We start from the raw sequence: 12,561 nt of genomic DNA, 5'->3' as shown, positions 1-12,561 counted from the left end.
AGATCGGATTGAGTTTGGTAACTTCTTGAAGGGCGTTTTGTAGGGACATGAAGCGGGCTCATAAAAACATAAGCCCGTTTCTATTACTGCTGGGCGGGCAAGTCAATTTCTTAACTGACTGGCATTAAGGCTTGCCCGCGAAGAACGATAACGCGGTCTTACTGCCCGCTACGCATCATCTCTTTCGGCAGGTACTTGCCAATCTCGAACTTGCCGATCGCCGCCCGGTGTACTTCGTCCGGGCCGTCGGCCAGGCGCAGGGTGCGCTGCATCGCATACATGTAGGCCAACGGGAAATCGTTGGAAACCCCTGCCCCGCCATGGATCTGGATCGCCCGGTCGATCACCCGCAAGGCCACGTTCGGCGCGACGACCTTGATCTGCGCGATCTCGCTCTTCGCCACCTTGTTACCGGCAGTGTCCATCATGTACGCCGCTTTCAAGGTCAGAAGGCGTGCCATGTCGATTTCCATCCGCGAGTCGGCGATCTTGTCGATGTTGCCACCCAGACGTGCCAGTGGTTTACCGAACGCGGTGCGGCTGACCGCACGTTTGCACATCAACTCCAGCGCACGCTCGGCCATGCCGATCGAACGCATGCAGTGGTGAATCCGGCCAGGGCCAAGGCGTCCTTGAGCGATTTCGAAGCCGCGTCCTTCGCCCAACAGGACGTTTTCGTACGGCACGCGGACGTTTTCAAACAGCACTTCGGCGTGGCCGTGAGGCGCGTCGTCGTAGCCAAACACCGGCAGCGGACGAACAATCTTCACGCCTGGGGCATCCACCGGCACCAGAATCATCGAGTGCTGGGCATGACGCGGCGCGTCCGGATTGCTCAGGCCCATGAAGATCAGAATCTTGCAACGCGGGTCGCAGGCGCCTGAGGTCCACCACTTCTTGCCGTTAATCACCCACTCGTCGCCGTCACGCACGGCGCGGGCGGCCATGTTGGTGGCGTCGGACGAAGCCACGTCCGGTTCGGTCATGGCGAACGCCGAGCGGATCTCGCCGCGCAACAGCGGTTCGAGCCAGCGTTGCTTCTGTTCTTCGTTGGCGTAACGCACCAGCACTTCCATGTTGCCGGTGTCCGGTGCGGAGCAGTTGAAGGGCTCAGGGCCGAGCAGCGAGCGGCCCATGATTTCCGCCAGTGGCGCGTATTCGAGGTTGGTCAGCCCGGCGCCGAGTTCGGACTCAGGCAGAAACAAATTCCACAACCCTTCAGCCTTGGCCTTGAGTTTGAGCTCTTCCATGATTGCGGTCGGCTGCCAGCGATCGCCTTCGGCGACCTGACGCTCGAACACCGCTTCGGCGGGGTAAACGTAGGTGTCCATGAACGCGGTCACGCGCTCACGCAGTTCTTGCACCTTGGGCGAATAAGCGAAATCCATGGGCAGCTCTACCTTTTTGACTGGGTTCAGAGGAGTTGTTCAGGTCATGCAATCGATGCTAGAACAGCTACGAAAATTTACCTAGCCTATTCTCGGCGTGTATTAACATTCATCACCGATATATGATCGGGTGATCATCAAGGCCAAAAACGCCCTTACAACAAGAGAGCCGCGTAATGAATCTGAGCAAGGTCGACCTCAACCTTTTCATCGTCTTCGACGCGATCTACACCGAAGCCAACCTGACCCGCGCCGGGCAGATTGTCGGCATTACCCAGCCTGCCGTCTCGAACGCTCTGGCCCGCCTGCGCGAGACCTTCAATGACCCGTTGTTCGTGCGCACGGCGCAGGGCATGGTGCCGACGCCGATGGCGCAGAACATCATCGGGCCGGTGCGTAATGCCCTCTCCCTGCTGCGGGTGTCGGTGCAGGAAAGCCGGATTTTCAACCCGTTGCAGGCGGTCAAAACGTATCGCATCAGCATGACCGACCTGACCGAAGCGGTGATTCTGCCGCCGCTGTTCCAGCGCCTGCGCCGCCTCGCGCCGACGGTGATCATCGAAAGCTTTCTGTCCAAGCGCCGCGAGACCACCAAGGAGTTGGCGGCCGGGCGTCTCGACTTCGCGGTGGATGCGCCGCTCAACACTGACCCGCAAGTGCGTCACGTCAAGTTGATGGAAGACCGTTACGTGTGTGCGATGCGCAAGGGCCATCCGCTGGCGGGCAAAGAGAAACTCACCCTCGATGATTATCTGTCGCTGACGCACATCCATATTTCCAGCCGCCGCAGCGGCCTGGGTCATGTCGACCTGGCTCTCGGAAAAATGGGCATCCAGCGCAAAATTGCCCTGCGTTCCCAGCATTACCTGATGGCGTCCCAGGTGTTGCAGCAGACCGACATGGTCATGACCGTGCCGGAACGCTTTGCACGCCGCCATGACTTGTACTCGGTGAACCTCCCGGTCAACGACGTGCCGCCGGTGGAAACTCACCTCTACTGGCACGAAAGCACCGACCAGGACCCGGCCAACCGCTGGATGCGCGAACAGATGATCGAGTTGTGCCAGCAAGTGACGGCGCATGAGAAGAAGCTCGATAAGGTGTAGGGCTTTGGACCGAGTAATCGTTCTTCGCGGGCAAGCCTCGCTCCTACATCAGATTTTCTGTGAACACAAAATTTGTACATTGCAGAGATCCCCCTGTAGGAGCGAGGCTTACCCACGAAGAGGCCAGTGATATCAATGAAGATCCATGCCCCTTGACGTAAACGTCAACCTGCCATTAGCTTAGCGCAATGACCTTTTTCGAGCGCTTCCATGAGCAGCCAGACCTATAGCATTTCCGACCTCGCCCGCGAGCTCGACATCACCACGCGGGCCATTCGCTTTTATGAAGAGCAAGGCCTGCTCAGCCCTGAGCGTCGTGGCCAGGAACGCGTCTATACACCCCGTGACAAGGTCAGCCTGAAGCTGATCCTGCGGGGCAAGCGCATTGGCTTCTCCCTGGCCGAGTGCCGCGAGCTGATCGAACTCTACGACCCCACCGGCGGCAATCAAAAACAGCTGCAAACCATGCTGAGCAAGATCGCCGAGCGCCGCGAACAGCTTGAGCAGCAGATGCTCGACATCGAGCAGATGAAGCTGGAACTGGACACGGCGCAAGAGCGCTGTACCCAGGCGCTGGAGCAGACGATCAAGAGCCAGCAGCTCGTTCAATAATCACCCCAGATACCTGTAGGAGCGAACTGTGGCGAGGGGATTTATCCCCGTTGGGTCGCGAAGCGGCCCCTAAAACCTGAGACCACGTGTCTCAGATAAACCGAATTCACCGGTTTAGCGACTGCTTCGCAGCCGAACGGGGCGGTGCGACGTTTCGATAAATCCCCTCGCCACAGTTCGCTCCTACAGGGTTCTGTGAACATTCATATCATTTCAACAGGTCGATTCCCATGTCCCTACCCACTCACGTACGCCTGGTCGAAGTCGGTCCTCGCGACGGTCTGCAAAACGAAGCCCAACCCATCAGCGTTGCGGACAAGGTGCAACTGGTCGACGCGCTGACTGCGGCGGGCCTTGGCTATATAGAAGTCGGCAGTTTCGTTTCGCCCAAGTGGGTGCCGCAAATGGCCGGTTCCGCCGAAGTCTTTGCGCAGATCCAGCGCAAACCGGGCGTGACCTATGGCGCACTCGCCCCCAACTTGCGCGGGTTTGAGGATGCAATGGCGGCCGGGGTCAAGGAAGTCGCGGTGTTCGCGGCGGCCTCCGAAGCATTTTCCCAGCGCAACATCAATTGCTCGATCAGCGAAAGCCTGGAGCGCTTCGTGCCGATCATGGACGCCGCCAAGCAACACGGCGTCAGCGTGCGCGGTTACGTGTCCTGCGTGTTGGGTTGCCCTTACGAAGGTAACGTTGAGCCTGCACAAGTTGCCCGGGTCGCTCGCGAGCTCTACGCCATGGGCTGCTATGAAGTCTCCCTGGGCGACACCATCGGCACCGGTACCGCCGGCGCGACCCGCAAGATGTTCGACGTGGTCTCGGCCGATGTGCCGCGTGAAAAACTGGCCGGGCACTTCCACGACACTTATGGCCAGGCCATGGCCAACATCTACGCCAGCCTGCTGGAAGGCATCTCGGTGTTCGACAGCTCCATCGCCGGCCTCGGCGGCTGCCCGTACGCCAAGGGCGCCAGCGGTAACGTCGCCACCGAAGACGTGGTTTACCTGCTCAACGGCCTCGGCATCGAGACCGGCATTGATCTGGACGCTTTGATTTTGGCCGGTCAGCAGATTTGCACCGTGCTGGGGCGACCAACCGGTTCGCGCGTGGCCAAGGCTCGCAGCGCACAGTGAGGCGTGCGGGTGTTACCGCTGCGTCTGGAACGTGGGGCACAAGCGAGTAACACGGAAACAAATTGTCTGGTTTTGTCCGAACGAAAAATCCGACAAAACCTTAAATAGTTGATTTATAACGATTTTTTAAAGTTGGCACGGCTTCTGCTATCTCTACTGCATAACAAGAACAAAAAAAGCGGCAAACCTAATAAAAATAAGACGTAACGACTCTGACATAACAAAAACAACACGGCAGAGACGCAGCTAACAGATTTTTTTGGAGAGGATGTGCTTTTCAGGGTGCTTTTCGGAGTAACCCGCAACCGGGCAGAGAACAATAAAACTACCTTCAGGTAGCTCCCGAACTGGTTGGATCGCTCAGCGAAAAAGCAGGTCAGCGCTCAAAAAAATACGTTTGCTCTTGATCCCGGATGGGGATCGACAAAAACAGCAGTAAAGGGCCACGGTCACTAAAAACAACAACAGACCGCCCCTCAATAATAAAAAAAGAGCACGCGCAACGACAAAATTAAAGGGGAGCTTCGGCTCCCCTTTGTGCTTTCCGGCGTTCAAGTATTCCACCATTCCTTGTGGGAGCGGGCTTGCTCGCGAAGGCGGTGTATCAGCCGACGACATCGCTGACTGACCCTCCGCCTTCGCGAGCAAGCCCGCTCCCACAGGGGATTGCGTCAGGCTTTGTTGATTTGCAATTCCTCGATACTGATCTCGCGCATCCGAAACTTCTGAATTTTCCCCGTCACGGTCATTGGAAATTCTTCCACGAACTTGAAGTAACGTGGCGTCTTGAAGTGCGCGATGCGTTCCTTGCACCAGGTTTGCAGTTCCTGTTCGGTAGCACTGTGGCCCGGGTGGAATTTGATCCAGGCGACAATCTCTTCGCCATAGCGCGAGCACGGAATCCCGATCACCTGCACGTCCGCCACCGCGGGATGAGTAAAGAAAAACTCTTCCAGCTCACGCGGGTAAATGTTCTCACCGCCGCGGATGATCATGTCCTTGTTACGCCCGGCAATGCACACGTAGCCTTCGTCGTTCATGCTCGCCAGATCACCGGTGTGCATCCAGCCTGCCTGGTCGATAGCTTCCGCGGTGCCTTGCGGGTTGTTCCAGTAACCGAGCATCACGCTGTAACCGCGGGTGCAGAGTTCGCCAATGGTGCCGCGCGGCACCAGATTGCCGGCCTCATCGATGATCTTGCTTTCCAGCTGCGGCTGGGTCCGGCCAACGGTGGTGACGCGCAGTTCCAGTTCGTCTGACGGACCGGTCTGCAATGACACGGGGCTCGTTTCCGTCATGCCGTAGGCAATCTGCACCTCGCTCATGTGCATATCACTGATGACCCGGCGCATCACTTCGATCGGGCAGGTCGCCCCGGCCATGATCCCGGTGCGCAGGCTCGACAGATCGAATTCGGCGCGTGCGGGCTGATCGAGCATGGCGATGAACATGGTCGGCACGCCGTAAAGTGCGGTGGCCTTTTCTTCGGCGACTGTGGTCAAGGTCAAGAGCGGATCGAACGCATCGTTGGGATAAATCATGGTGCTGCCGTGGGTGATGCAGCCGAGGTTGCCCATAACCATGCCGAAGCAGTGATACAGCGGCACCGGGATCACCAGGCGATCATCGGCTGTCAGCCCGAGGCTTTCGCCGACCATGTATCCGTTGTTGAGAATGTTGTAGTGACTGAGGGTCGCGCCTTTCGGGAACCCGGTGGTGCCGGAGGTGTACTGGATGTTCACCGCCTGATCGAAATGAAGGCTGTCCTGGCGTTCGCGCAACTGTTCGGCGGACACGCTGGCGGCGAGATCGGCCAGCTGCGACCACGGCAGGAAACCCGACGGTGGTTGTGCATCCAGACTGATGACGCCGCGCAATTGCGGCAGGCGCTCGCAGTGCAACTTTCCGATGGATTGCTCCGCCAGTTCGGGCATCAGGCCTTGCAGCATCCCGTGATAGTCGGAGGTCTTGAAAGCACCAGCGCAGACCAGCCATTGGCAGCCGGATTGCTTCAACACGTATTCGAGTTCGGAACTGCGATACGCCGGGTTGATGTTGACCAGGATCACACCGATTTTCGCGCTGGCGAACTGGCTGATGCACCACTGCGCGCAATTCGGCGCCCAGATACCGAGGCGGTCCCCGGTCTGCAGGCCCAGCGCCAACAGGGCTCTGGCGTGCAGGTCGACGGCGTCGGCCAGTTGCTGCCAGGTGTAGCGCACGTTTTGATGGCGCACGACCAGCGCCTCTCCGGCCGGGTACTGCGCGACCGTTTTGTCAAATGCCTGACCGATGGTCATCGCCAGTAACACTTTATCCTGGGAACCACGGGTGTAGCTGCGCTGCGGGCTTGCACTGGGTTGATCCATGACGACCCCTATTGTCTTTATTGTAGGAGCGAGGCTTGCCCGCGAAGGGAGCACTGCGGTGTAACATACGACCGCGTTATCGTTCTTCGCGAGCAAGCTTTGCTCCTACAGAGTCGCTCAAGTTGACGTTAACGTAAAGGGTGATTGACAGCCATTCGTCACAGGCTTACGTTAACGTAAAGGTGAGAGCCGATTGACGGTCTCACCAACCGATAAAAAAGCCAAAAGGTGACCCATGAGCTACCCATCCCTGAACTTTGCCCTCGGTGAAACCATCGACATGCTGCGCGATCAGGTTCAGTCCTTCGTCGCCAAAGAGATCGCCCCGCGCGCCGCTCAGATCGACATCGACAACCTGTTCCCGGCCGACCTGTGGCGCAAATTCGGCGACATGGGCCTGCTGGGCGTTACCGTGCCGGAAGAGTATGGCGGCGCTGGGCTGGGTTATCTGGCGCATGTAGTGATCATGGAAGAAATCAGCCGCGGTTCGGCCTCAGTCGCGCTGTCCTACGGCGCGCACTCCAACCTTTGCGTCAACCAGATCAACCGCAACGGCAATCACGAACAGAAAACCAAATACCTGCCGAAGCTGATCAGCGGCGAGCACATTGGCGCCTTGGCCATGAGCGAACCGAATGCCGGTTCCGACGTGGTGTCGATGAAACTGCGTGCCGACAAACGCGGTGATCACTACGTGCTCAACGGCAGCAAAACCTGGATCACCAACGGTCCCGACGCTAACACCTACGTGATCTACGCCAAGACCGACCTGGAAAAAGGCCCGCACGGCATCACCGCCTTCATCGTCGAACGTGATTCAAAAGGCTTCAGCCGCAGCAACAAATTCGACAAGCTCGGCATGCGCGGCTCCAACACCTGCGAGCTGTTCTTCGATGACGTCGAAGTCCCTGAAGAAAACATCCTCGGCATCCTCAACGGCGGCGTGAAAGTGCTGATGAGCGGCCTCGACTACGAACGCGTTGTCCTGTCCGGTGGCCCGACCGGGATCATGCAGGCCTGCATGGACCTGATCGTTCCCTACATCCACGACCGCAAGCAGTTCGGCCAAAGCATCGGCGAGTTCCAGCTGATCCAAGGCAAAGTCGCCGACATGTACACCCAACTCAACGCCAGCCGCGCCTATCTTTATGCGGTGGCCCAGGCCTGCGAGCGCGGCGAAACCACCCGCAAGGACGCCGCCGGCGTGATCCTCTACAGCGCCGAACGCGCCACACAAATGGCCCTCGACGCGATCCAGATTCTCGGCGGCAACGGCTACATCAACGAATTCCCGGCGGGTCGTCTGCTGCGTGACGCCAAGCTGTACGAAATCGGCGCCGGCACCAGTGAGATCCGTCGCATGCTGATCGGTCGCGAACTGTTCAACGAAACCCGCTAAACGGAGCTGTCCATGGCTATCCTGCATACCCAGCTCAACCCCCGTTCGGCGGAGTTCGCGGCCAACAGCGCGGCGATGCTCAAACAGGTCGACGCCCTGCACACCCTGCTCGCCCAAGTGCAGCAAGGTGGCGGCCCGAAGGCGCAAGAACGCCATACCTCGCGGGGCAAGTTGCTGCCTCGTGAGCGAATCAATCGTTTGCTCGATCCGGGCTCACCGTTTCTCGAGATCAGCCAACTGGCGGCTTATGCGGTCTACGGCGAAGACGTTCCGGCGGCTGGCGTGATTGCCGGGATTGGCCGTGTGGAAGGCGTCGAATGCATGATCGTCGCCAACGACGCCACGGTGAAAGGGGGTTCGTACTACCCGCTGACCGTGAAAAAACACCTGCGTGCCCAGACCATCGCCCAGCAAAATCGCTTGCCGTGCATCTATCTGGTGGACTCCGGCGGCGCCAACTTGCCGCGTCAGGATGAAGTGTTCCCGGACCGCGAGCACTTTGGACGGATCTTCTTCAACCAGGCCAACATGAGCGCCATGGGCATTCCGCAGATCGCGGTGGTCATGGGTTCCTGCACCGCTGGTGGCGCCTATGTGCCAGCGATGGCCGACGAAGCGATTATGGTGCGCCAGCAGGCCACCATTTTCCTCGCCGGCCCGCCGTTGGTGAAAGCGGCGACGGGTGAAGTGGTCAGCGCTGAGGACCTCGGCGGGGCCGATGTGCACTGCAAGATTTCCGGTGTCGCCGACCATTACGCCGAAAGCGATGAACACGCCTTGGCCATTGCGCGACGCAGCGTTGCCAACCTCAACTGGCGCAAACTCGGCGAACTGCAACAGCGCACACCGATCGCCCCGCTCTACGCCAGCGATGAGCTGTACGGCGTGGTCTCGGCTGATGCCAAGCAACCGTTCGATGTGCGCGAAGTGATCTCGCGGCTGGTCGACGGTTCGGTGTTCGACGAATTCAAAGCGCTGTTCGGAACCACCCTCGTGTGCGGCTTCGCCTATTTGCACGGTTACCCGATCGCGATCCTCGCCAACAACGGCATCCTGTTCGCCGAAGCCGCGCAGAAAGGCGCGCACTTTATCGAACTGGCCTGCCAGCGCGGCATACCGTTGCTGTTCCTGCAAAACATCACCGGTTTCATGGTCGGCCAGAAATACGAGGCCGGCGGCATCGCCAAGCACGGCGCGAAACTGGTGACCGCCGTGGCGTGTGCCAAGGTACCGAAATTTACCGTGATCATTGGCGGCAGTTTTGGTGCCGGTAACTACGGCATGTGCGGGCGGGCTTACGACCCACGCTTCCTGTGGATGTGGCCGAACGCGCGCATCGGCGTGATGGGCGCCGAACAAGCGGCGGGCGTGCTGGTGCAAGTCAAGCGCGAGCAAGCCGAGCGCAGTGGCCAGGGTTTCAGCGCCGAGCAGGAAGCCGAGATCAAGCAGCCGATCCTCGATCAATACGAAGAACAGGGCCACCCTTACTACTCCAGCGCACGGCTGTGGGACGACGGCGTCATCGACCCGGCGCAGACCCGCGATGTATTGGCCCTGGCCTTGTCGGCGTCGCTGAATGCGCCAATCGAACCGAGCCGCTTCGGCGTGTTCCGGATGTGATCCGACCTTGTAGGAGCGAGCGGGCGGCGACCCGACTTGCCCGCGAACAGGCATGACGCGGTGCAACAGGCAAACCGCGGCGCTTCCTTCGCGGGCAAGCCTCGCTCCCACAGAATAAAGTTGTGGAGACGGACGAATATGAGCGACTTCAACACCCTCCAACTGCTGACCGACCCACGAGGTTTCGCGACCCTGTGGCTCAGCCGTGAAGAAAAGAACAACGCCTTCAACGCCGAGATGATCCGCGAACTGATACTCGCCCTGGACAAGGTCTCGACCGATGCCAGCCTGCGGTTTCTGCTGGTGCGCGCTCGCGGCAAGCATTTCAGCGCCGGTGCCGACCTGGCCTGGATGCAGCAATCGGCCGAACTCGATTACCACACCAACCTCGACGACGCCCGGGAACTGGCAGAGTTGATGTACAACCTCGCCAAACTGAAAATCCCGACGCTGGCCGTGGTGCAAGGCGCAGCCTATGGCGGCGCGCTGGGCCTGATCAGTTGCTGCGACATGGCGATTGGCGCCGATGACGCGCAGTTCTGCCTGTCGGAAGTACGCATCGGCTTGGCGCCGGCGGTGATCAGCCCATTCGTGGTGCAAGCCATCGGCGAGCGGGCGGCACGCCGTTATGCGCTGACGGCCGAACGTTTCGGCGGGCAACGGGCGCGGGAAATCGGCCTGCTGTCGGAGAGTTATCCGGCCGCGGAACTGGAACAGAACGTCGAACAGTGGATCGATAACCTGCTGCTCAACAGCCCGGCGGCCATGCGTGTCAGCAAGGACTTGCTGCGTGAAGTCGGCAACGGCGCGCTGACCCCGGCACTGCGCCGTTACACCGAGAATGCCATCGCCCGCATCCGCGTCAGCCCCGAAGGCCAGGAGGGCCTGCGCGCCTTTCTGCAAAAGCGTCCGCCGAGCTGGCAAGCCCCGACCACCACCAAGGAGCCGCGTTGATGAGCGCACCTGTTCTCACCACCCTGCTGGTGGCCAACCGTGGCGAAATCGCCTGCCGGGTCATGCGCACCGCCAAGGCGTTGGGCCTGACCACCGTGGCCGTGCACAGCGCCACGGACCGTGAAGCCCGGCACAGCCGTGAAGCGGATATCCGCGTCGACCTCGGCGGCAGCAAAGCCGCTGACAGCTATCTGCAAATCGATAAATTGATCGCGGCGGCCAAGGCCAGCGGCGCTCAGGCGATTCACCCCGGTTATGGCTTTTTGTCCGAGAACGCCGGGTTCGCCCGTGCCATTGAAGACGCCGGCCTGATCTTCCTCGGCCCGCCCGCCTCGGCCATTGACGCGATGGGCAGCAAGTCCGCCGCCAAAGCCCTGATGGAAACCGCCGGCGTGCCCTTGGTCCCCGGCTATCACGGCGAAGCTCAGGACTTCGACACCTTTCGCGACGCCTGCGAACGCATCGGTTATCCGGTGCTGCTCAAAGCCACGGCGGGCGGCGGCGGTAAAGGCATGAAAGTGGTTGAGGACGTCAGCCAATTGGCCGAAGCCCTGGCCTCGGCGCAACGCGAGGCGAAATCCTCGTTTGGCGATTCGCGGATGCTGGTGGAGAAATACCTGCTCAAACCGCGTCACGTGGAAATCCAGGTGTTCGCCGATCAGCACGGTAACTGCCTGTACCTCAACGAACGTGACTGCTCGATTCAGCGTCGCCATCAGAAAGTCGTCGAAGAAGCGCCCGCTCCAGGCTTGAGCCCGGAACTGCGTCGCGCTATGGGTGAAGCCGCCGTGCGTTCGGCACAGGCCATCGGCTATGTCGGTGCCGGTACCGTGGAGTTTTTGCTGGATTCGCGTGGTGAGTTTTTCTTCATGGAGATGAACACACGCCTGCAGGTCGAGCACCCGGTCACCGAAGCGATCACCGGCCTTGACCTCGTGGCCTGGCAGATTCGCGTGGCTCGCGGTGAAGCGCTGCCGATGACCCAGGCCGAAGTGCCGTTGATCGGCCATGCGATTGAAGTGCGACTGTATGCCGAGGACCCGAGCCATGACTTCCTGCCGGCCACCGGGCGTCTGGCGTTGTATCGCGAATCGGCCGAAGGCCCGGGACGTCGGGTCGACAGCGGTGTGGAAGAAGGCGATGAGATCTCGCCGTTCTACGACCCGATGCTCGGTAAGCTGATTGCCTGGGGCGAGGACCGTGAACAAGCGCGGCTGCGGTTGTTAAGCATGCTCGACGAGTTTGCGATCGGCGGGCTCAAGACCAACATTAACTTCTTGCGCCGTATCATCGGCCATCCGGCGTTTGCGGCGGCAGAACTGGATACCGGTTTTATTCCGCGTTATCAGGAGCAATTGCTGCCAGAGCCTGCGGACCTCAGTGACGAATTCTGGCTAGCCGCCGCTCAGGCGTTTGCCCAGAGCCAGTCGGGTTCTCCGCGTGCTGATGACCTGAGTTCGCCTTGGGGTGTGGGCAATGGTTTCCGCGCCGGGCTGCCGAGGGAAATCACCCTTCACTTGAGTTGCGAAGGACAAGACCGGGCGCTGACATTGGGTAACGTTGATGCCCACACCGCACAACTCAAGGGCGAGCAGCTGCTGACCGAGCACAACGGCGTGCGTCGCCAGCACCGGGCAATCCGTCGTGGCGACGTTGTGTATCTGCAATGGGAAGGTGAATTGCGCCGCATCGAGTCCTACGACCCGATCAGCGCCATCGAAGCCAGTCACAGTCATCAGGGGGGGCTCACCGCGCCCATGAACGGCAGCATCGTGCGTGTGCTGGTCGAGGCCGGGCAAACGGTCGAAGCCGGGGCGCAACTGGTGGTGCTGGAAGCGATGAAGATGGAGCACAGCATTCGCGCGCCCCACGCCGGTGTGATCAAGGCGTTGTATTGCCAGGAAGGCGAGATGGTCAGCGAAGGCAGTGCGTTGGTCGAACTGGAAGAAGCGTGAAAATGAAGATCGGTCCTACGCATTGCGC

At 60.0% G+C, this 12,561-nt stretch carries 9 protein-coding genes; 7 read left to right on the top strand and 2 right to left on the bottom strand.

Annotated features, from left to right (window positions below; translation table 11 throughout):
* Positions 1-158: 158 nt before the first annotated feature.
* Positions 159-1,388 (bottom strand): acyl-CoA dehydrogenase, encoded by a 1,230-nt coding sequence (locus EYC95_RS20595; protein WP_131061998.1) that lies wholly within the window; start codon positions 1,386-1,388, stop codon positions 159-161.
* A gap of 176 nt (positions 1,389-1,564) precedes the next feature.
* Between EYC95_RS20595 and EYC95_RS20590 the strand changes: the two genes are divergently transcribed.
* The 3 genes from EYC95_RS20590 (at position 1,565) to EYC95_RS20580 (ending at position 4,236) form a co-directional block, all read left to right on the top strand.
* Positions 1,565-2,494 carry a LysR family transcriptional regulator gene (locus EYC95_RS20590; protein ID WP_046056408.1) on the top strand — a complete coding sequence of 310 codons (930 nt, stop codon included), beginning with the start codon at positions 1,565-1,567 and terminating at the stop codon, positions 2,492-2,494.
* Between the two features lie 210 nt (positions 2,495-2,704).
* Positions 2,705-3,106 carry a MerR family DNA-binding transcriptional regulator gene (locus EYC95_RS20585; protein ID WP_131061997.1) on the top strand — a complete coding sequence of 134 codons (402 nt, stop codon included), beginning with the start codon at positions 2,705-2,707 and terminating at the stop codon, positions 3,104-3,106.
* A 230-nt stretch (positions 3,107-3,336) separates the two neighbouring features.
* Positions 3,337-4,236, top strand: a complete 900-nt coding sequence (locus EYC95_RS20580) for a hydroxymethylglutaryl-CoA lyase (RefSeq protein WP_131061996.1) — start codon at positions 3,337-3,339, stop codon at positions 4,234-4,236.
* A gap of 671 nt (positions 4,237-4,907) precedes the next feature.
* On the opposite strand, the gene EYC95_RS20570 is transcribed toward EYC95_RS20580, so the two are convergent.
* Complete coding sequence (locus tag EYC95_RS20570; RefSeq protein WP_131061995.1) at positions 4,908-6,605, bottom strand: AMP-binding protein; 1,698 nt, start codon at positions 6,603-6,605, stop codon at positions 4,908-4,910.
* Positions 6,606-6,840: 235 nt separating this feature from the next.
* Here EYC95_RS20570 and EYC95_RS20565 point away from each other — a divergent pair, with 235 nt between their 5' ends.
* The 4 genes from EYC95_RS20565 (at position 6,841) to EYC95_RS20550 (ending at position 12,533) form a co-directional block, all read left to right on the top strand.
* Positions 6,841-8,004, top strand: coding sequence for an isovaleryl-CoA dehydrogenase (locus EYC95_RS20565; RefSeq protein WP_131061994.1), 1,164 nt, complete (start codon positions 6,841-6,843; stop codon positions 8,002-8,004).
* A gap of 12 nt (positions 8,005-8,016) precedes the next feature.
* Positions 8,017-9,624: a carboxyl transferase domain-containing protein gene (locus EYC95_RS20560; RefSeq protein WP_131061993.1), complete on the top strand. Its 1,608-nt coding sequence runs from the start codon at positions 8,017-8,019 to the stop codon at positions 9,622-9,624.
* A gap of 138 nt (positions 9,625-9,762) precedes the next feature.
* The gene (locus EYC95_RS20555; protein ID WP_131061992.1) at positions 9,763-10,578 is read left to right on the top strand and encodes a gamma-carboxygeranoyl-CoA hydratase; all 816 of its coding nucleotides are present in this window, start codon (positions 9,763-9,765) and stop codon (positions 10,576-10,578) included.
* Positions 10,578-12,533, top strand: a complete 1,956-nt coding sequence (locus tag EYC95_RS20550) for an acetyl/propionyl/methylcrotonyl-CoA carboxylase subunit alpha (RefSeq protein WP_131061991.1) — start codon at positions 10,578-10,580, stop codon at positions 12,531-12,533. The genes EYC95_RS20555 and EYC95_RS20550 overlap by 1 nt, the downstream gene beginning before the upstream one ends.
* Positions 12,534-12,561: the final 28 nt, after the last annotated feature.

This window comes from Pseudomonas sp. BGI-2 (genome assembly GCF_004310295.1).
In the GTDB taxonomy this organism is placed as follows: domain Bacteria; phylum Pseudomonadota; class Gammaproteobacteria; order Pseudomonadales; family Pseudomonadaceae; genus Aquipseudomonas.
Note: the sequence above shows the minus strand (reverse complement) of the source record. Positions and strands in the feature narration are given on the sequence as shown.